Below are 21,887 nucleotides of genomic sequence, written 5' to 3'. Positions count from 1 at the left end.
TTTTTCTGAAAAAGACCAATCAGGTTTAAAATCCATTTACACCACTTTAGAAAAAACATAGTACAATTGGGAGGCTATCTCCAAGCTTCGCTCTTTATACTTCTCTGTTTGCAGGTCAGTCCCATCAAATTCCTTGGGGTCGTCAAAAGTGAAAGCGATACGCTTTTCCGCCCCTGGAATATATGGACAATTTTCATCAGCATGTCCACAGGTCATTATAGCTGCAAAATTAGATTCCGGATTAAAGGTATCATCGTAGGTCTTTGAAAAACCAACTATGGGTTGACTATTAGATCCATATTTAATGGCGTAGACAGGATTGTTCCCTTCCGACAATTTGCCAATTTTAAAGCCGTAACTTTTTAGGGTTTCCATAACTTTTGGATACAGCGCGGTAGCCTCGGTACCACCTGAATAACAATACACTTTTGGGATATCAAAATAAGCAGCTATGGTTTGCGCCCAAATCTGAGACAAATGACTTCTTCTAGAATTGTGGGTACAAATAAAATTTAGATTGATGTTTTCACCTTCGTCCCTTTTCTCTTGAATAAAATCAATTAGCGAATGTAAAATAGGCAAGCGATCTGCATCAAGCTTATATCCTTTAATTTCCTTTATGCATACTTTTAAATCCTTGAACATAAATACTACATAAAATTCAAGGACAATATTACGACCCTACAATTAAAAAATAACGCCATAACTAAAACCTAACGATTATTTAATCTCAAAGGTCAAGGTCGCCCAATTGGATTCATAGTCTACCACATCACCCTCCTTATTTTCCATATGTATCGTAGCTACATACCATTTACCGGTTGAAGTTGGTTGTATGCTCACCAAACCAAGGGCGTTGGACTTTACGGAGTTTTCACCGTCATGAGCATCCTGTCCAGGTACAGAAGTACTATAATGAACTGTATGGTTGGCCAAAGGCTTTCCGTCTCGCAATAATTTAAACGCAATCCTATCCCCCAATGTTATCTCGAAAGGATTGTTTAAAGGAACAAACTCAATGGGATAGCCTAAAGGCTTCATAAAGTCGATGGAGGTATTTTCGCCAACCTGCAGCAATGCCTTTACATGTTTTGAATACCGCTCCTTAGCTCCTTTGTTGATAATGCCTGATGCTCTTCTTTCGGCAATTGTGTTATCCAAACCCTCATGTTCCAAGTATTCATTGAAATCCTCTGCATTCATTTCCAACACCCTTGGTAAGGTGGAGATACCGGCTACGTACGTTCCGGATTCACCAGTAGAATACTTGAGATATGTAATATTTTCCTCTCCATAGTAATCGTTCTCTGATGGCTTAAACTCATAACCTGGCCCCAAAATCTTTGCATTTACAATACGGTCTCTGGTAATTTCATTTTCACTGCTATCAAACGTACCATTGAACAAATACAAAAGACCCGAAGTGTTGGGCTCCAAAAAATGACTATCCGTTTTTAAAAATAGCTCGTGGGATGAAAAAAGGACAACTACTGCCAACAAAAAAAGGAAACGACTTGCAATTTTCATGAGTATATATTTTGCTTTATGATATTTACGAAGTTATGACATAAAGGGTTTTATTTTAGGCCGAATGATGAATTATAAACTTTCAAATTATAAAATCCCCATATCATAAATATCAATTCCAAAATCATAGCAATGAAGAAATTGAGATGAAAACCGTCCAAGCCCAAACTTATAAATCTACCCGAAGCGATTCCCCCCATAAATAGCACATTACTAAGGGTAGCAGATTTCCATAAAGTTGGACGGAAAGCGCCTAAAAGCCAAAAGATACCTAGTCCCATATAAATGCCCATAATGGCTCTGAAAATATGCTTTAAAGCCAGGGCTTCAACTTCAATGTTAAGGGTCAACGGCATAACATATGACGGATTGAGACCATACACCAACCCTGCCATTATTACAATTATTCCGAGATAGGACTAAATGCAAATTACTAGAAAATCTTCCTGCCATCCCTTCTATACAATTTATAGTACCAATAAGCAGCAATGCCCCCAATAAAGGAAAAGCCGGCTATCATATAAAACACCTGTTGATGACCCTTCAAACCGGGACTTGAATCCAATAAGAAGCCCATGGCGGTTCCGGCAAAAATATCAGGGGTATATCCGATGACCGATATAAGTCCTACCGCCGTTCCTGTTAGAACCAAAGGTATCTTACCACTTTCCATGACCGCAAAATACAGGGCCCTTGCGGCATAAATCCCGGAAGTGACAATTAAAATCGAAATAAGAAACATAAATACCGTTGTGTCCACCACGAATCCAAGGGCGAATAATATAGCACCAATGAATGATAAGATAAAACTCACGAATAGCCAATAGCTGGGTAGGGAACGATTCGCGATTATTCCGATGCAGATTCCCACCACGGGTCTCACATAAAATAAAAATGCCCCGGTTTTGGCGGCATCAACCTCGTCGTACAACATGATTTCGCTGGCATACAGGGAAAAGACATCAGTAAGTTTATAGCCAACATAGGCGCACAGTATTATGACCATTAATAGCAAAACAGAAGGCAGTTTAAGCACCTGTCCTATTTGGGAAATAGATATTTTTTCAAGTACGATTTCCTTTTCCCGGTTACTAGGCAATTTCATATAAAACCGGACTAAAAAGCCCACCGGAACTACCATTGCGGAGGACACCAAGATTACCTTTCTAAAAGCAAACCTGCTTTCGACCATATCGGCCATTTCCAAATTACCCACCATAAACCAAGAAAAAACGACCACTCCTAGTGTTCCAAAAAGCGCACCGACCAACCCTCTCCCGCCGTCCAAAAATCCATATGCCTTTCCTTGGGAATGTCTTCCGCCCCAAACACGGGTTGCCTTGATCATAGGAGACCAAAAAAGGAAAATGGTGGTAAAACCCCAATACCCATATAACACCTGTAATAATCTATATTCAGGAAAGGTGGCAAAGTATACCCCCCCAGCTGCCGTTGTCCGAGAGACCCAGGGCAATTAGTTTTCTAGGCGGATATTTATCTGCCAATGATTCCCAAAGAAATATGAAACCAAGGCTACCACTCCATATACCGAAAAGCAAAGACCCAATTCAACATTGCTCAATTCGAACACTTTTAAAACGGTGGGTCTAAATACCCGCTGTAACACGAAGGGTAAAATGAAAACGCTTTCTCCAGCCGAGAATGAGCAAGGCCAAATAATACCAAGGGGGGCGTTTCTCGATATCCATTAAAAAAGATCTATTGGAATCCAAATCTCCTCTTCGGAATTGGGATCGTTGTTTTTATACTTCTCCCCGAGGACTTCAAAATGGGGTCGATGGCCCAATCGATACAAAGATTGAGGCAACCATTCGTTATAGATATATTGGAATATTCCTGAGTCATTACTGGGCCCTTTATATTCAAAAACCGCATACCGGCCGGCCGGTACTTTTAGGCATTGCATACCCTTTGGGATATCGGTTTCTTTAGAAACTTCTACAGCAGCCCACTTTACAAAATTTCTTCTTGGGTCAAAATAAGTGAAATAGTCTTCAGGGTAGTATTGGAGTGAAATAGAATCAGAAGAAACCATATGGGAAATTTCAGAAACCCTTTGCCTAAACCCTTTCCAAAGTTTCCCTGTTTTGTTATTGGAAATGCTCATGTGGCAAGACACACCAATTAATTTCTTTTCTTTTATTTCTTCAATTCTTGGTGTAATCTTCACAGCTTTTTAAATCAATTAATTCATCTTTCCGCGTTGGGATTTTAACACACTAGATGTTACCAGCAATTGTCCTATATGACGCTGACTATGCTCAGCGGCATGAAAAAGCAGCCCTAAAACCGTGGAGGGTATAATTTTTTTCTTCCAACTGTCCTTTTTTCTTTCAAGGTTTCTTCTGTATGTCCCTTAAAATATTGTAGCGCATCTTCCACTCTTTTGGAAAAAGCTGCTTTTAAACTATTAATGTCCAAACCACCATTTGGCACACCTTCGTTTTTTAAATATTCAAATTGTGCATCAGTGAGCGACTTACCTTCCGCGTAAGTCATCATTCTATCCAATACGCCCGTCATGTGCTGCATATGAAATCCTATGGAGGCTTTGCCTTCCAATTTTTCCCAAAGTAATTCCTCCGGAAAATCTTCAAGATACTCATTCAATTCTTTGCTGGATTGAAGCAAGGCATGTGCGGCCGGTTGCAAAACCGCGGGTATATCCTTCACGGGACCCCGCAACCAATATTCCGTAGTATCTTTTCTTGGTGCTTCCGCCATTTTGCTGATTCTAAAATTTTTCTTGTACAAAGGAGCTCAGAATATAAAATAGGATGATAAATGGGATGGCCAGAAATTTCATGGTGACGACCATTACCAAACTTGTTATCAAGAAAATATAGCGCAGCGCATTGTCCTTAAAGCTCAAATTTTTGAACTTCAAGGCAAAAAGTGGAAGGCTGCAATTAAGTAAATATGCGCTTAAAACAGTTAGGAGCACTAAAAACCATGGATTTAAAATAATGGTATTTATCGTGTCGCTACCATTATAGAAGAGAATTAAGGGCAAGGAAATAATGAGCAGGGCATTGGCGGGCGTTGGCAACCCAATAAAGGAGGATACCTGATTTTCATCCAAGTTAAACTTGGCCAAACGATATGCAGATGCCATAGTAATCAAAAAACCGAAAAAGGGTAAATAGGAAAACCAATCAACCCCAGCTTCGTCCAAAAACGAAGCTTTGCCAAGATTCCATCCGCCGCTCTGCGACATACCTAATAATTGAAACATAACCACACCGGGAACCAGTCCGCTCGTAATGACATCTGCCAGGGAATCCAATTGTAGACCCAATTCACTTTTAACATCCAAAACTCGAGCAGCTAGACCGTCAAAAAAATCGAAAAAGATACCCAAGGCCACAAATAGTGCGGCCATTTCCAACTTGTTCAACACAGCAAAAACAGTGGCCACACAGCCACAAAAGACATTCAATAGTGTTATAAAATTGGGAATGTGTTTTTGCATGTTGTTTGGAATCAATATTAGTAAACTCACTGGTCATCCCGATAATTTTCAGGAGCAAGGTACCTAGACCTTATTTCGAAGTATGCTTTGAAGCATTAACACTTCGATTTGAAGTAAAAATAAGATAAATTGGTTATTATTCGCATCTTTGCGCAAGCATCTACCCTTTTAAATATGTTTGGAAGAACCACTATTTTTCTTCTCGTTTTGATTTTTGGCTTTATGGGGTTTTCCCGAAAAACCAACTTTCCCCTCAATCCAAAATCAGTTTGTTGACCGTAGGTACAGGGGAAGAGCTAGCGGCCAAATTTGGGCATAGCGCTATTCGGTTCCAAGATTCCTCCTTGGGAATTGATGAAGTGTACGGCTATGGCACTTATGATTTTGAGGACTCCAAACTTTTATTTAAATTTTACCGGAGGCAAACTGGCATATACAATTTCCGAATTCCATTCACATATTTTAAAAGAAGCTACGAAATTGAACAACGCTGGGTACGGGAACAGGAGCTGGATTTAGACTTGGAACAAAAAACAGCTATTGTGGCCTTTTTGGAAAACAACCTCTTGCCCGAGAACAGAAAGTACCAATATGATTTTCTTTTTGACAACTGTGCTACCGTAATACCACAAGTCTTTGAAAAAACCTTGGGAAATTCCCTTCAGCTCAACTATGACCATTTAGAGGAAGAATTCACCTTTAGGGAATTGATACATCAAAACTTAGAACTCAACTCGTGGTCGAATTTTGGAATCGACTTGGCCTTGGGTGCCGTTATCGATAGAAAAGCTACGCCTTACGAGCTTATGTTTTTGCCCCTTTATGTATATGAGCAAATGAAACATACAACAGTAGATGGAAAGCCCATAGTAAAAACCGAATCGGTATTGGTAGATATACCCGCGCAATCCTACCCTACCCCATTTTTGCTATCACCGGTTTTTTGGCTCTTGATACTATTATTAACTGTAGCTTTTATGACGTATAAAGACCATCGGGCTAAAAAGAGAACAAAGTGGCTCGACTTTCTATTGTTCTTCATTACCGGTTTGGCAGGACAACTTATTCTATTTCTTTGGTTCTTTACAGATCATGATGCCACCAAAATGAACTTCAATTTATTATGGGCTTTTGCCCCCAATTTATTTGTAGCTTTCCTTTTAGCCAAAAGCAGTTTGCCCAAATGGATAAGAACCTATGTTTTTATTCTATTATGCTTTATAGGTCTTACCATCTTATTGTGGCTGATAAAATTCCAGGTTTTTTCTGTACTCCTGATTTTTATTTTACTGAGTTTGTCTCTTAGATATCTATTTTTACGGAATCATTTGAGAAAAACAGCTTAATTCAAAAATCCTAATACCTAATACTTAGCTCCTAGATAATGAACCTACTGACCGTTGAAAATATTTCTAAATCCTACGGAGAGCTCGTACTATTTCAAGAGTTATCCTTTGGCATCAATAAGGATCAAAAAATAGCCCTTATTGCCAAAAACGGTACCGGAAAGACTTCGATATTGAATATTCTTTCGGGGGCCGATCAACCAGATTCTGGTCAGGTGAACTATCGTAAAAGTATTCGAGTTTCATTTTTGGATCAGGAACCTATAATGAACGCAGATTTGACGGTAGAGGAAACCATCTTTGCATCCGACAATGAAATCCTTAAGGTAATTGCCAATTACGAAAAAGCATTGACCAACCCTGAGGATATAGATGCCTATCAAAAGGCATTTGAGGCCATGGATCGTTTTGAAGCATGGGACTTTGAAACCCAATACAAACAAATACTTTTTAAGCTAAAACTTGAGGATTTAAATGCCAAGGTGGGAAAACTTTCGGGAGGGCAGAAAAAGAGATTGGCCCTGGCCAACGCGCTAATCAATAGACCTGATTTGCTTATTCTAGACGAGCCTACCAACCATTTAGATCTGGAGATGATAGAATGGCTCGAGGAATATTTCGCCAAAGAAAACCTAACCCTTTTCATGGTAACACACGACCGTTATTTTCTAGAGAGGGTATGTAACGAAATCCTTGAACTGGAAAATGGAAAACTGTATCCATATAAGGGCAATTACTCTTACTATTTAGAGAAAAAAAGAGGCTCGTTTGGAGCTGGAAGCCGTTGAACAACATAAAACGGAAATCCTTTATAAAAAAGAACTTTCCTGGATGCGTAGGCAGCCCAAGGCAAGGACAACAAAATCCAAATCTAGGATAGACGACTTTCAGGTCATAAAGGAAAAAGCAAGTCAAAGAAGAAAGGAGCACGAGGTGCAATTGGAGCTGAATATGGAAAGGATGGGAAATAAAATCATCGAAATCCATAAAATTTCCAAGTCCTTTCCCAACAAGATAATCCTGGACAAGTTCGACTATTCCTTTACCAAAGGGGAGCGTGTTGGAATCATAGGAAAGAATGGAACGGGTAAATCCACCTTTTTGAATATTCTTACTGGGCGAGACAAACCGGACAGCGGTAAAGTGGTTATTGGCGACACCATTAAATTTGGTTATTATACTCAAAAAGGCATTCAAATAAAAGAAGGCCAAAAGGTTATTGATGTTATACGGGAATTTGGGGATTATATACCCTTGATGAAAGGAAGACAAATATCGGCCCAGCAATTATTGGAACGTTTTCTGTTTGACAGAAAGAAACAATATGACTTCGTTGAAAAATTGAGTGGCGGGGAACGGAAACGCCTATACCTCTGTACGGTTTTAATCCAAAACCCCAACTTCTTAATATTGGACGAACCAACCAACGATTTAGATATCGTCACCCTAAATGTACTGGAAAGTTTCTTGCTGGATTTTCCAGGCTGTCTCATTGTTGTGTCCCATGACCGATATTTCATGGACAAAATCGTAGACCACCTTTTTGTATTCAGGGGTGAAGGCGTCATTGAAGACTTTCCTGGAAATTATTCAGATTATAGGGTCTATGAAGATAGTAAGGTGATTGAGCAACGAGAACAAAAGGAAAAATCAGAACCGACCAAGAACACATGGAAGGAACCTCAAGAGAACAAACTTTCCTATCTGGAACAAAAGGAATACAAGAATTTGGAAAAGGAAATAAAACAGTTGGAATCCAAAAAGGTTGAACTACAGGACAAGTTTACGGATACTTCTTTAACAGGCGAGGAAATTGAGTCCTTATCAATTGAGCTTGGAGAACTCTCAGATACCATAGACCAAAAAACAGAACGTTGGTTTGAACTTGCCGACCAAATGGGCTGATATTTCCCAAAAATTCAAAAAAACAATCTTACTCCTAAACAGAATCCCTCGATTAAAAACACCTTTTCTCGGTGACCTGTTTTTAGGGTAATATCCTTTCGTCGATTGAATTTTACACTTTATCCCGATTGTTGCCGGATAACGAGAAACCGTTGTTTTTCAACGAATCGGCACCCCCTGAAATACGCTTGCGCAAGTTATAACAATGTAACAAACGCAAGTCATGAGAACAGTAGCAACCATCTTCTTCATCATCTTCATAGGAACCGCGGCAAGCGCACAGGATACGAATGAAACCGTAAAGGTTGACACTATCGAGATGGGCATCGTTACCCAAACCTCTCCTTCGGTAATAAAGGAAAGGACGCAAGAAGTGGCCCGTTTGTACAAGTTCAAAAATTCAAGGATCAAAAAGGAGCTTTCCTTTACTACCAAAGCGAACAGCCCTAAAATGGCTTAACCAATACCAGTATCCCCTCGGTATCCCTACCTGCCCAAGGGCAGGTTTGGGACTACCCCTTAAAAAGTTGCTTATATCCTAACCTAGGATGAAATAATCAGAAAAATAAAAGGTATTAGTACATTTGAAAAATTTTGTAAACCTTAGGTGTTCCAATTTCTTTCCTATTTTAAATTTCTAATTTTTTCAACCAATCAACATGGGGTACATTCCCCTTTTGTTTACAATTTTGTGACCAAAGGACTTTATAGGAAAAGAGAAAAGAACATAAGCCTTAAGGAACACGTGCTTATTACGGCAATTTCATATTTTAATTATAAAAGTATTGCATTTGTCAGTGCAGACGATTATATTAAAATCAAGATGGAAGCTACTTTTGACCAATTGAAGTATGATAGTTTGCCATATGATTTAATTTATATGGAAAACAATAGTACTTTATTTACATCCATTTCCAAGGAAAATTACCATAATAATACCATGGTGTTTTTAAATGGAATGTATAAAAGCAGGGAGCGCAAATCCACTTGGGAAAAAATAAAAAAACTACCGAAGTGACAGTTACTATAGATTTATTTTATTGTGGCTTAATATTCTTTAGAAGGGAACAAGCTAAGGAACACTTTAAAATTAGAATTTAACATGCTTAATTGCCAATTATGGATAATACGATTTACATAGTCTTAGGGGTTGTTTTCGCCATCTATTTGGTAATAACCATTACCCACAAAAGAAAAGCTAGAGAGAGAAAGTCTCGCAAGTTTATGGGAGATTATAAACGTCGTAAGACAGAAGAATAATAACTTATGGTTATTTTCTAATCACTCAGTATTAAAAAATTACAACAGTCGAAAATAGCATGAAAATCTATACCAAAACAGGAGATGATGGTAGTACCTCACTTTTTGGAGGCACGAGGGTTCCCAAACATCATATTAGGATAGACAGCTACGGTACCGTAGATGAGTTGAACTCTTGGCTGGGTCTAATTGCAGACCAAAATATTGCAGAGAATTATAAAAACGTACTGCAAACCATTCAAAAAAAACTCTTTACAGCTGGGGCTATCTTGGCTACGGAACCGCAAAAAGCCATCTTAAAAAATGGCGAGGAAAGATTGAATATAGAAAGAATAAATAATAATGACATTTTGTTTCTTGAAAAGGAGATGGATACAATGGACGAAGTTTTGCCACAAATGACCCATTTTGTTTTACCTGGTGGGCATACTGCCGTGTCATACTGTCATATAGCACGAACAGTTTGTAGAAGAGCCGAAAGAAAATCGACCATTTTATACGAAAATGAGCCCTTTGATGATACCGTTCTCACCTATTTAAACAGGCTCTCAGACTACCTTTTTGTACTGGCACGAAAGTTGTCAATGGATTTGGGAGTTGAGGAAATAAAGTGGATTCCCGAGAAGAGGGACTAATAAATTCACAATTTAAGCGTTATCAATTTATCAATGCAAAAAATATGTTGATAACTCGGCCGAAATAAACACAAATTAGCTTGGTCGTTTCCAATTAAAAATTATTTTTGCAAAAATTTTAAAATCAAACAATTACCATGTATTGGACATTAGAATTAGCATCTTATTTGAGTGATGCACCTTGGCCGGCAAGTAAGGATGAGTTAATAGATTACTCCATCAGAACCGGTGCTCCCTTGGAGGTTGTGGAGAATTTACAGTCCATGGAGGAAGAAGGTGGTGAAATCTATGAATCTATCGAAGAGATTTGGCCGGATTATCCAACAGAAGAAGATTACCTCCGGAACGAGGACGAATATTAATATTTCCATATCACAATAACTACTTAAAAGTCTCCTTGGAGGCTTTTTTTTTATGTAATTTTGGCAGTCTAAAAAAGAAAACAAGCTTCATTTCCATACTGGAACAGCTTTTGAACAAGTTCAATGTGGAATAAAATTTCGCTAATAGCTAGCAACCCTGTGGGCATTGTTTTCAAATCAAATTACAAACACATATTATGAGTATCATAAATTCTATACTGAAGGCCTTTGTTGGTGATAAGTCCAAGAAAGATGTTAAGGAACTTCAGCCTTTAGTTGACCAAATAAAATCCTTTGAGAGCGAATTTGAGAAATTAAGCCATGATGAACTAAGGAACAAGACGTTATATTTTAAACAGACCATAAAAGATTCCTACAAGGATATTACCGATAAAATTACTGAACTTGAAATGGAAGTACAGGAATCCAATGATATCGACAAAAATGAGGATATCTACACCGAAATAGACAAATTAAAGGAAGAAGCCTATAAGCTATCCGAAGAAACGTTGAACAAAATATTACCGGAGGCATTTGCCGTGGTCAAGGAGACCGCAAAAAGATTTGCGGCCAATGAAACCTTGACGGTAGCAGCGACGGAAAATGACCGGAAACTATCGGGCGAAAAGGACTACGTATCGCTAGAAGGAGACAACGCCGTTTGGAAAAACTCTTGGGATGCTGCTGGGAAGCAGGTTACCTGGGATATGGTGCACTACGATGTCCAGTTAATTGGAGGTATTGCACTGCACCAGGGTAAAATTGCGGAAATGCAAACAGGTGAAGGTAAAACCTTGGTAGCTACCCTACCTTTATATCTGAACGCCCTTACAGGCAATGGTGCACATTTGGTAACCGTAAACGATTATCTTGCCAAAAGGGATAGTGCGTGGATGGCTCCAATTTTTGAATTCCATGGCCTATCAGTAGATTGTATAGACCACCACAGACCAAATTCAGATGGTAGAAGGGCCGCTTATAATGCCGATATTACCTATGGAACCAACAACGAATTCGGTTTTGATTACCTTAGGGATAATATGGCCCATACACCCAAAGATTTGGTTCAACGTCCGCACAATTATGCCATCGTGGATGAGGTGGATTCAGTATTGGTGGATGACGCTCGTACCCCGTTGATTATTTCTAGATCCGTTCCTGAGGGTGACAGGCATGAGTTCAACGAACTTAAACCTAAGGTAAGCGAGATAGTACAAAAGCAAAGACAGCATTTGACCGGAGTATTGGCCGAAGCCAAAAAACTAATTGCAGAAGGCAACTCCAAAGAAGGTGGATTCCTTTTATTGCGTGTATACAGGGGACTTCCAAAAAATAAGGCATTTATCAAATTCTTGAGTGAGGAAGGCGTAAAACAATTGCTTCAAAAAACGGAGAATTTTTACATGCAGGACAACAATCGCGAAATGCCAAAAGTAGATGAGGATTTACTTTTCGTGATTGATGAAAAAAACAACCGAGATAGAGCTTACTGATAAAGGGGTCAACTATATTTCAGGGGAGCAAAATAGGGATTTCTTTGTGATGCCTGACATTGGAGCAGAAATAGCCAAAATAGAGCAACAGAATCCGGAAATTGAGGAGGAAGCGGAACTAAAGGAAGAACTTTTTAAGGATTTTACGGTAAAAAGTGAGCGGATACATACCATGAGCCAATTATTAAAGGCATATACCTTGTTCGAAAAGGATGTGGAATATGTGGTAATTGACAATAAGGTGATGATTGTAGATGAACAGACTGGTCGTATAATGGATGGCCGCAGATATTCAGATGGTCTACATCAAGCTATTGAAGCAAAGGAAAACGTAAAAATTGAAGCGTTGACACAAACCTTTGCCACCGTTACGTTACAGAACTATTTTAGAATGTACAGCAAATTGGCCGGTATGACGGGTACCGCCATTACGGAAGCAGGCGAGTTTTGGGAAATCTACAAATTGGATGTTGTTGAAATTCCCACAAATAGACCAATAGCTAGAGACGATAGAAATGACTTGATTTACAAGACCAAACGGGAAAAATATAATGCCATCATAGACGAAGTAACCAAATTAAGTCAGGCTGGCAGACCGGTGCTAATTGGTACGACCTCGGTTGAAATTTCAGAGTTACTATCAAAATTATTGAGTGTACGCAAGGTTCCACATAACGTGTTGAACGCTAAATTGCATAAAAAAGAAGCGGATGTTGTTGCCGATGCCGGTAATCCTGGAGTGGTTACCATTGCCACCAATATGGCAGGTCGTGGTACGGATATTAAACTGACCCCGGATGTTAAAAAAGCAGGTGGATTGGCCATCATCGGCACCGAGAGACATGATTCTAGACGAGTCGACAGACAGTTAAGAGGACGCTCCGGTCGTCAAGGAGACCCAGGAAGCTCACAATTCTATGTGTCCCTTGAAGATAACTTAATGCGACTTTTCGGTTCGGATAGAGTTGCAAAGATGATGGACAAAATGGGATTGGAAGAAGGTGAGGTCATTCAGCATAGTATGATGACCAAATCCATTGAGAGGGCCCGTGAAAAAGTTGAGGAAAATAACTTTGGCGTTCGTAAGCGTTTGTTGGAATATGATGACGTAATGAATGCGCAACGTGAGGTTGTCTATAAAAGAAGGCGCCACGCCCTTCAAGGAGAACGTCTTAAGGTGGATATTGCCAATATGGTATATGATACCTGTGAGGTTATCGTAGAGGGCAATAAGGCTGCCAACGATTATAAAAACTTTGAGTTCGAGCTAATCAAATATTTCTCCATGACATCACCGGTAAGCGAGGAAGAATTTGGTAAGCTAAGTGCCCAGGAAATTACTGGCAGGGTTTATAAGGCAGGTTATGACCATTACAAGGAAAAAATGGAACGGAATGCCGCTACCGCACTTCCAGTAATTAAAAAAGTATATGAGGACAACGCAAACAATTTTGAACGTATCGTTGTTCCATTCACGGACGGAGTTAAAACCTTAAATGTCGTTACCAACCTACAAGAAGCCTATGAAAGTGATGGTAAGCAATTGGTGACGGATTTTGAAAAGAATATCTCCTTAGCCATAATTGATGACTCTTGGAAAACGCATCTACGAAAAATGGATGAATTAAAACAATCCGTTCAATTGGCAGTTCACGAACAGAAAGATCCTTTATTGATTTACAAGTTCGAAGCATTTGAGCTTTTCAAGGCAATGATCGAAAAGGTAAACAAGGAAATCGTATCCTTCTTATTTAAGGGTGAATTGCCATCGGGTAATCCAAATGACATCCGAGAGGCCAGAAACGTACCCCGAAAAAAAGAAAACATACAAACTTCCAAAGAGGAAATACCCAATAGCGACGAACTGGCCGCCCGGAACAGGGCTGCCGGACAGACACAGCGTCAGCGTCCTGCCGTAACCGAGACTATTGTAAGGGAGCAACCCAAAATAGGCAGAAATGAAAAGGTCACCATTAAAAATGTAATGTCCGGAGAAAGTAAAACTCTTAAATATAAACAAGCGGAGCCTTTAATTTCCAAAGGGGATTGGGTTCTAATACAGGACTAACATTTTTAAATCTATAAAAAAGGCGCTCAATGTAGCGTCTTTTTTATTTCATGTAACCTACTTCTCTTCCTAATAAAAAAGTAAAGCCATAATCCCCAGCACATTGTAAATTTTAAATATCTTTAAAAGGATAGTTAAATACTCATTATGAAAAATTCCGGAAGAGAATTTATTTTCTCCATAAGTATGCTCGCCGCAAGCAGTGCCATTCCCATAAAAGCCTTTTCTTTTGACAAAGAAAAGAAACTAAAGGTAGCCCTCGTAGGTACTGGAATTCGTGGTATTACGTTTTGGGGAAAACGTCTAGTAGACGAATACTCTGAAATTTTAGAATTTGTAGGCCTTAGTGATATCAACCCAAGCCGATTGGAATACGGCAAACAATATATAGGAGTTAGCTGTCCTACTTTTACTTCCTTCAAAGAAATGGTTACTACTTCCGAACCGGATTTAATAATCGTAACCACAAAGGATTCTACCCATCATGAATTTATCATAAAGGGTCCGGAAATGGGTTGCGATGTTTTAACAGAAAAACCAATGACAATTGATGAAGTAAAATGTCAGCAAATATTGGACGCCGAAAGAGTATCTAGCAAAAATCTAATCGTAGGATTTAATTACAGATGGAAACCCTATGATACAAAAATAAAGGAATTGCTCTCCAAAAAAGCTATCGGAGATTTAGTCTCCGTAGATTTTAATTGGTATCTGAACACCTATCATGGCGCTTCCTATTTCAGAAGATGGCATGGTGAAATGGAAAGTAGCGGTTCTCTTTGGGTACATAAGGCTACCCATCATTTTGATTTACTCAACTGGTGGATCAATTCTGAACCCAATGAAGTTTTTGCCTATGGGGATTTAGAGTTTTATGGAAAAAATGGCCCTTATAGGGGAGATAATTGCAGATCTTGTGACCATAAAAATGTGTGTGATTTTTATTGGGACATCCATAAGGATGAATTTGCCAAAAAACTGTATGTTGATCATGAGCACGAAGACGGATACATACGTGACAACTGTCTTTTTAGGGAAGACATCAATATTTACGATAAGATGTCCGCTCAAGTGAAATATACAGACAATACAATTCTGAATTACTCATTAACGACCTATTCCCCATTTGAAGGATGGAGGGTCTCATTTAATGGCACAAAAGGAAGGATAGATGCGTGGATGGATATTCCCTATTTTGAAAAAACCACAACTAACGAAGCGGAAAAACACGCTAGTGAAATGACACAAAATAGTGAAGCAAATACTTCCTTTAAACCCATAGTAGTTCATAAACTTTGGAAAGAGTTTGAAACAGTTTATGTAGATATGGAGAAAAGTGGCCATGGAGGTGGGGACAAGCGTTTACAAGATAAAATATTTCTACATCCTGAAGTACCAGATCCCTATGGTAGAATGGCTGGTGTTAGGGATGGGGCCATGGCCATTTTAATTGGAATCGCCGCAAGAAAAAGTATCCAGTCCGGGAAACCCATGAAAATATCAGAATTAACCGATTTAAAACCATTAGTAAAGAGAGCTTAGGGAGCTGAATTGAATTACTAGGAGAAAACAAAAAATCTTAGTATTATGTTAAAAACATAATTAGATTTACAGTGGAAACATTGAAGAACAAATATCTAATATTGATATTATGCCGGATTCTCATATAGAGCAAGAATACATAAGGGAAAAAATAAAACTAGTATTAAAGGTTAATTACATTACCAGCATACTAGCGATTGCTATGGGGGTTGCGTGCCTTGTTTTATTGGACATTACAAGGGTAATTCCCCATGTGCTTATTCTTTATGGTGTGGCCAATCTTATCAATACCTTTCTATATAAAACCACTAAAAATATAAGCCTTACATACCATGTTTCGTCCTTATTGGCACTTATTAGTGCTTTGTTGGTGACATTATATAGTGGCGGAATCAATAGTTCCTTTATTTTCATGTTGGCATTGGTGGTCTTTGCAGGTTATGTGAATACACATAAACATGGAAGGGTCTACCTGTATTTTACCTTTGCCATCATTTTGTTCGTATTTTCTCAAAGTTTTCCGAGTTAAGTTTTACGGAGAACCTTGTTCCCATGGAATCCGAGAAACATTTTTAGCCTTTTATCGGTATCCTTCTCTCTCTATTTGCTTGGCAGTATCTTTGGTAAAGACCTATTAAAATCCCATAATGCCCTTTACAAATCCAAAAAGGCATTAACGCGCCAAATGCACGAAAAAGAAATGCTTTTAAAAGAAGTCCATCATAGGGTAAAGAACAATCTTCAAACGGTCTCAAGTCTTTTAAGCCTCCGGAGTAGAAGTGTTCAAGAAAACAAAATGAAGAATCTTCTAAAAAGTACTCAAAACCGGGTAATCTCCATGGCCATGGTGCATGAAATGTTGTACATGCGTAAAGACATTAGTCAAATCGAATACCGATCCTATGTCCAGGAACTCAGTGAGTATTTGATTCGGTCTATAAAAGGTCTAGATAGTAAAGTTCATCTAAAAATCGATATTCCGTAAATCAAATTGGGAATCGATACCGCAATACCTTTGGGGCTTTTGATCAATGAAGCAGTAACCAACGCATTAAAGTATGGGTTTGCCGATGATCAGGAAGGGGAGATTTACATTGCTTTAAAAAAGGAGATTGACAAGCATTATGTATTGAACATAGGTGATAATGGAATAGGTTTTCCCGATACCATTAATCACAAAAACTCAAAGTCCTTAGGCCTTAAATTGATTCATAACCTTACCAGGACAACTTAAGGGTTCCATTCAAAAAGATACCAGTAAAAAAGGAACCAATTATATTATCAAGTTCCAAGAAATCAAACAGCAATTATCGCCAGTTGCTTAATTTTATCCCTCCCGATTAACTACTTCACAATTCCACTTTAATCTATTTATCTCCCTACTTGGTTTACCTTGTTATTTCCTATATTTAGAAAGTCATTTAAGATTTTAAGCTTTCACCAACCTAAACCAGATGAAAAAGTTATTTCTCCCGATTATTCTACTAGTTTTTTCCTTTAACAATTCATTTTCTCAATCTTTGGAAGGTGATGATTCATATCCCCAATTGATTATTAGAGGAGTCATGTTAATCAATGGAAATGGTGCACCCCCACAGGACCTATTGATATTGTGGTAGAAAATAACATAATAAAGAATATACAAGTGGTCGGCTATCCTGGGGTTAAAATAAAGGATTCTGATAGGCCGCAATTAAAATCCGGTGGCAAGGAATTAGATTGTACGGGAATGTACCTTATGCCCGGTCTAATCGATATGCACGGCCATATTGGAGGCAAAGCCCAAGGTGCGGAACCCGATTATGTATTCAAACTTTGGATGGCCCATGGCATCACTACGGTGCGCGAACCTAGCGGTAGGGGCGTTGACTACACCATGGATCTAAAGAAAAAAGTGAAAAGAATGAAATTATTGCACCTCGTATTATGGCCTACACGGGATTCGGACAAACAAGTAAGTCCTTCAATCCTCTCAATGACATACCTATTACAACACCGAGAACAAGCGAGGGAATGGGTACGTGCCAATGCGAAAAAAGGGGCGGATGGTATAAAGTTTTTTGGTGCGGAACCTGAAATTATGGCCGCTGCTTTAGATGAGAATAAAAAATTGGGGCTGGGCTCCGCTTGCCATCATGCTCAATTGAGCGTAGCAAGGTGGAACGTATTGCACTCGGCGCGTGCCGGGCTTACCTCCATGGAACATTGGTACGGTCTTCCGGAGGCCCTATTCGATGATAGAACAGTACAGGATTATCCGTTGGACTATAACTATCAAAACGAACAGCATCGCTTTGAAAATGCAGGCAATCTCTCGGTCACAGGCGGCAGCACCGCATTCCGAGCATTGGAACAACGTAATGAACGAGTTGTTGGAACTGGACTTTACCTTAGACCCTACATTCAACATTTATGAGGCCAGTAGGGATTTGCAAAGGGCTAGACGTGCAGAGTGGCATGAGGACTATACCCTACCCTCATTATGGGAATTCTATCAGCCAAGTAAAATATCACATGGCTCTTATTGGCACGATTGGGGAACGGAACAGGAAGTCGCATGGAAGAAAAACTATAAACTATGGATGACCTTTGTAAATGAATACAAAAATAGAGGTGGACGGGTAACTACCGGATCAGATTCCGGTTTCATATTTCAACTATATGGTTTTGCGTATATACGAGAGTTGGAATTGTTACGAGAGGCGGGATTCCATCCATTGGAAATTATTAGATCCGCCACCTTGAACGGCGCCGAAGCTCTTGGCATGGACGACAAAATTGGTAGTGTGGCCATCGGGAAATTGGCCGACTTCGCGGTCGTTGCCGAAAATCCACTTAAAAATCTAAAAGTACTATACGGAACAGGTGCCATAAAGCTTACAGAAGACAATGAAGTAGTCCGTGTTGGTGGGGTAAAATATACCATCAAAGATGGTATTATTTATGATTCAAAAGCTTTATTGGCCGATGTTAAGCGCCAAGTCGATGAAGCCAAGGCCAAAAACAATTATACCATAAAGCAACCCGGAATAAAGCAGTAAGGATGAATATGAAATATATTAAAGAGGTCTTAAACCGCTTTCCTATCTTTTATTTCGGTCTACAGGTATTTTAATCGGCTTTAAAGTTCCTTTTGATTTTGGGAAGATTATCAAATAAGAAGCGATCAATAATCCCGCAATAAGTGTAATAGATACTAACATAGCATTGTGTTTTAAGTATATGGTACAAAAAAGTACAGTTTATTAAGTAGGTCAAATTTTATGCCAATTTAGGCTTATCCTTTTTAGTAGTAAAAAACAAAGCACTTTTAACCCTGGAATTCTTGTAGCGATATAATCTTGCAATTCCAGTTTGTTTACCCTCACCAAAGATTGTTACATTTTCAGTTTCGAAATTGTTTTCAATCAAAAGAACATCAGCTTGTACCGCATCTACTTTTTGATTGACTTTAGCGTCTTGTGCCAAAGAAATTCCTCCGAAAAAAAGAACTAAGGATAAGGTTAAAATAGCTTTCATAACATCGATTTGGGTTATATAAAGCTAACTCGGCTAGTACATTGATATCCTTATACCTCGCTGAAATACACTGTTTTTCGGTCATTGAAATTTTGTTGGATTAAGTGCACAAAAAGCTCGGTAAACGTAATAAAAGATAAAATCACATTACCGATGAAAATGGTCCTTAGACGACTATTTTAATGCTAATAAAGTATTTCTTAATTCAAGAAATAAATGATTTCTAGCTATTTTCTCTTCTAAGTACCTGAAGAGGCGGACTTTTTAAAACCGAAAGATTATTGAAAAGACCTATTATCAAAACTAAAAGCGTAATGCCGGGCAATACTACCGGAAATGGTATCCAAGAAGGCACAAAAGGAGTTTCAAAAATAAAGTACGCCAATAACTGACTACCAAGAAGGGATAACAGCACACCGATACCGCTACCTAATATTCCCAAATATAAATATTCCAAGGCCGTAATTTTAAGAATTTGGTTGCTTTTCGCACCAATGGTCCTCAAAAGAACACTCTCTCTAATACGCTGGTATTTACTGTTACGCACAGAGCCAATCAACACAATAATACCTGTTAGGATACTGAAGAAGGCCATAAAACTTACCACCCAGGATATTTTGTCCAAAATACTTTCTATAAGGGTAAGAACCTGTCTCAAATCCAAAATGGAAACATTGGGGAATTTCTGTACCAATTCACGCTGTAAATTGGCCGATGTGGATTTGTCCGGCACATTGGTTGTGAGAACATGGAATTGTGGTGCATTTTCAAGAATTCCTGTTGGGAAGACTATTGAAAAATTAAGTTGCATCCTACCCCAGTCAACCTCGCGGATACTGGCAACAACTGTCTCCATAAGCATCCCCTGCACGTTAAATAGTAGGGTGTCGCCTACCACTACCTGTGCGTCCCTGGCCACATTGTCCGCCAAAGACATGGGAACCGGTCCATTTTTTGGCACCTCTGTAGTAAACTGTCCTGAAACCAACTTTTCGGAACCAATGAGGGAATCCCTATACGTTACCCTAAACTCATGGTTAAGTATCCATTTATTGATACTTGTAGTGGTATCCAAACGAATTTCATTGACACTACGATCCTTAATCCGTTCCATACGCATGGTAACGATAGGAATGTTGTCCAAAATGGGCAATCCTTTAGGAGAAACAGTATTTATAATATCTTGCTTCTGACCTGTTTGAACATCGAACATGATGATGTTGGGGCTTTCTTCATTAGCTTCTACTACTGCTTTTGCCAACAAAAAATCTTTGGTAAAATATAGGGTACTGATTAAAAAAGTGCCAATTCCAATAGCCAGTATCAAAACAGCGGTTTGGTTATTCGGTCGGAACAAGTTTAAAAGACTCTGCCTTGAGGTAAAACTCCAAGATTTTGGAAAATATCGCTTAACCAATCCCATAAACAATATGGAAATACCCGCTAGGATAGAAAAAGTAATTATAATTCCAACAACAAAACTCAACGCATATTTTAAATTGTTCAAGAGCCATAAAGCGAATAAAAAGACAAAGAGTACAATGGCCAAAACTACCCAAATCCGGGCCTTTCTGGATTTTACCCCCACATTCTCCTGCACTCTCAACACTTGCAAAGGAGATACGAACCAAGTATTTAGTAACGGAGAAAGAGCAAACAAAACTGACATTAGAATCCCCAAAATCAACCCTACGGCAATCGCAGCATACGAAGTTGATATTTCCACTTCAAATGGTAAAAATTCCTGTAATATTAAAGGAAATGTCTGTTGCAATAATAGTCCGATAATCGTACCAACGAATCCACCCAACAATCCCATTCCGGCAATTTGTAAAAGGTAAATTAAAAAAGTTTGTTTTCTTGTGGCCCCTAAACATTTAAGGACGGCCACCGCCCGTAATTTTTCCTTAATATAAATGTGTACGGAACTTGCGATACCAACACATCCAAGTAGCAGGGCAATAAAAGCTACCGGATTTAAAAATCTGCCCACATTGTCGTATCTGCGTCCCAGTCGGTCACTTGTGGAGGTATGCGTATCCAAATCGGCATTTTGTTCGTCCAACATAGGATCTACTTCTTCATCAAGCTGTTCCAAGTCCGCATCTCGGAGACTTAAAATAATAGGCATATTCCAATCGGCTTCCCTTTTGCAAAAGCCCACTAGGCTCCATAAATTCAAAAGGAACCATTATTGGGGGAGCTACGGATGTACCAATGCCAGTACTTCCCGGAGCCGTAATTAAGGATCCAATAATTGGGAAAGTAGTATTACCCAACTTAACACTATCCCCCACCGATAAATCGAACTGAATCATAACCGTGGCATCAACCAAGGCCCCTCCTTTCTCTTGATAAGTCGAAGCTGCATCTACGGGTTCGGTTTCCAACTCACCATAAAACGGGAAATCACCCTCCACCCCTCTTACTTGAACCAATTTGGTTTCCCCACTCTTCACGAAAGCGGCCATAGAAGCAAATTTCACCTCTTTGGCTCCCGCCCCGCCTAGAGAATCCATTATTTCAAGAACACGTTCATTTGCGGGTTCGTTACTATCAATTAGGAAATCGGCTCCCATCAAAGCCTTGGACTGCCCTCCGATATTCTCTTTAAGGTTTTGACTAAAAGATTGTATGGACACTACCGCGGCAATTCCCAATATTATACTGCCCATAAACAGGAACAGTCTCTTACCACTGGCTTTGCCATCACGCCAAGCCATTTTAAGCAACCATG

The 21,887-nt window shown here is 39.1% G+C and carries 17 protein-coding genes and 4 pseudogenes; 12 read left to right on the top strand and 9 right to left on the bottom strand.

Annotated elements, in window-relative coordinates; genetic code table 11:
* Window positions 1-36: 36 nt before the first annotated feature.
* The 7 genes from NYZ99_RS06010 to NYZ99_RS05980 form a co-directional block, all read right to left on the bottom strand.
* Window positions 37-645: a low molecular weight phosphatase family protein gene (locus tag NYZ99_RS06010; RefSeq protein WP_260574438.1), complete on the bottom strand. Its 609-nt coding sequence runs from the start codon at window positions 643-645 to the stop codon at window positions 37-39.
* A 75-nt stretch (window positions 646-720) separates the two neighbouring features.
* The gene (locus tag NYZ99_RS06005; RefSeq protein ID WP_260574437.1) at window positions 721-1,527 is read right to left on the bottom strand and encodes a DUF4198 domain-containing protein; all 807 of its coding nucleotides are present in this window, start codon (window positions 1,525-1,527) and stop codon (window positions 721-723) included.
* A gap of 50 nt (window positions 1,528-1,577) precedes the next feature.
* Window positions 1,578-1,922 (bottom strand): DUF4345 domain-containing protein, encoded by a 345-nt coding sequence (locus NYZ99_RS06000; protein WP_420845189.1) that lies wholly within the window; start codon window positions 1,920-1,922, stop codon window positions 1,578-1,580.
* Window positions 1,923-1,960: 38 nt separating this feature from the next.
* Window positions 1,961-3,001, bottom strand: coding sequence for an MFS transporter (locus NYZ99_RS05995; protein ID WP_338039341.1), 1,041 nt, complete (start codon window positions 2,999-3,001; stop codon window positions 1,961-1,963).
* A gap of 234 nt (window positions 3,002-3,235) precedes the next feature.
* The gene (locus tag NYZ99_RS05990; RefSeq protein WP_338039340.1) at window positions 3,236-3,718 is read right to left on the bottom strand and encodes a GyrI-like domain-containing protein; all 483 of its coding nucleotides are present in this window, start codon (window positions 3,716-3,718) and stop codon (window positions 3,236-3,238) included.
* Between the two features lie 113 nt (window positions 3,719-3,831).
* A complete protein-coding gene (locus NYZ99_RS05985; RefSeq protein WP_338039339.1) occupies window positions 3,832-4,272 on the bottom strand; it encodes a DinB family protein in 441 nt (146 codons plus the stop codon).
* A 10-nt stretch (window positions 4,273-4,282) separates the two neighbouring features.
* Entirely contained in the window at window positions 4,283-5,020 is a 738-nt protein-coding gene (locus tag NYZ99_RS05980; RefSeq protein WP_260574436.1) for a CDP-alcohol phosphatidyltransferase family protein, read from the bottom strand.
* Window positions 5,021-5,292: 272 nt separating this feature from the next.
* On the opposite strand from NYZ99_RS05980, the gene NYZ99_RS05975 reads away from it, so the two are divergent.
* From NYZ99_RS05975 to NYZ99_RS05915, 12 genes and pseudogenes are all read left to right on the top strand, one after another.
* Window positions 5,293-6,366 carry a lipoprotein N-acyltransferase Lnb domain-containing protein gene (locus tag NYZ99_RS05975; RefSeq protein ID WP_260574435.1) on the top strand — a complete coding sequence of 358 codons (1,074 nt, stop codon included), beginning with the start codon at window positions 5,293-5,295 and terminating at the stop codon, window positions 6,364-6,366.
* A gap of 38 nt (window positions 6,367-6,404) precedes the next feature.
* Window positions 6,405-8,271, top strand: a pseudogene (locus tag NYZ99_RS05970) (ABC-F family ATP-binding cassette domain-containing protein).
* A 223-nt stretch (window positions 8,272-8,494) separates the two neighbouring features.
* Window positions 8,495-8,731, top strand: coding sequence for a hypothetical protein (locus NYZ99_RS05965; protein ID WP_260574434.1), 237 nt, complete (start codon window positions 8,495-8,497; stop codon window positions 8,729-8,731).
* A gap of 147 nt (window positions 8,732-8,878) precedes the next feature.
* Window positions 8,879-9,289 (top strand): hypothetical protein, encoded by a 411-nt coding sequence (locus NYZ99_RS05960; protein WP_260574433.1) that lies wholly within the window; start codon window positions 8,879-8,881, stop codon window positions 9,287-9,289.
* A gap of 301 nt (window positions 9,290-9,590) precedes the next feature.
* A complete protein-coding gene (locus NYZ99_RS05955) occupies window positions 9,591-10,166 on the top strand; it encodes a cob(I)yrinic acid a,c-diamide adenosyltransferase (protein WP_260574432.1) in 576 nt (191 codons plus the stop codon).
* Window positions 10,167-10,303: 137 nt separating this feature from the next.
* Entirely contained in the window at window positions 10,304-10,528 is a 225-nt protein-coding gene (locus NYZ99_RS05950; protein ID WP_260574431.1) for a DUF2795 domain-containing protein, read from the top strand.
* A gap of 197 nt (window positions 10,529-10,725) precedes the next feature.
* Window positions 10,726-14,089 (top strand): annotated as a pseudogene (secA, locus tag NYZ99_RS20815) (preprotein translocase subunit SecA).
* A gap of 147 nt (window positions 14,090-14,236) precedes the next feature.
* On the top strand, window positions 14,237-15,631 hold the full coding sequence (locus NYZ99_RS05935) for a Gfo/Idh/MocA family oxidoreductase (protein ID WP_260574428.1): 1,395 nt from the start codon (window positions 14,237-14,239) through the stop codon (window positions 15,629-15,631).
* A 109-nt stretch (window positions 15,632-15,740) separates the two neighbouring features.
* Window positions 15,741-16,160: a hypothetical protein gene (locus tag NYZ99_RS05930; protein ID WP_260574427.1), complete on the top strand. Its 420-nt coding sequence runs from the start codon at window positions 15,741-15,743 to the stop codon at window positions 16,158-16,160.
* Window positions 16,161-16,175: 15 nt separating this feature from the next.
* Complete coding sequence (locus NYZ99_RS05925) at window positions 16,176-16,616, top strand: sensor histidine kinase (protein ID WP_260574426.1); 441 nt, start codon at window positions 16,176-16,178, stop codon at window positions 16,614-16,616.
* Between the two features lie 6 nt (window positions 16,617-16,622).
* Entirely contained in the window at window positions 16,623-16,865 is a 243-nt protein-coding gene (locus NYZ99_RS05920) for a sensor histidine kinase (RefSeq protein ID WP_260574425.1), read from the top strand.
* A gap of 220 nt (window positions 16,866-17,085) precedes the next feature.
* Window positions 17,086-18,672: pseudogene (locus NYZ99_RS05915) on the top strand (amidohydrolase family protein).
* A gap of 220 nt (window positions 18,673-18,892) precedes the next feature.
* Here NYZ99_RS05915 and NYZ99_RS05910 read toward each other — a convergent pair.
* Both NYZ99_RS05910 and NYZ99_RS05905 read right to left on the bottom strand, forming a co-directional pair.
* A complete protein-coding gene (locus NYZ99_RS05910; protein WP_260574424.1) occupies window positions 18,893-19,150 on the bottom strand; it encodes a hypothetical protein in 258 nt (85 codons plus the stop codon).
* A gap of 223 nt (window positions 19,151-19,373) precedes the next feature.
* Window positions 19,374-21,873, bottom strand: a pseudogene (locus NYZ99_RS05905) (ABC transporter permease).
* Between the last annotated feature and the right edge of the window lie 14 nt (window positions 21,874-21,887).

Source organism: Maribacter litopenaei (genome assembly GCF_025244665.1).
GTDB lineage: Bacteria > Bacteroidota > Bacteroidia > Flavobacteriales > Flavobacteriaceae > Maribacter > Maribacter litopenaei.
The sequence above is the reverse complement of the archived record's forward strand: the minus strand, read 5'-3'. Positions and strand labels throughout refer to the sequence as shown.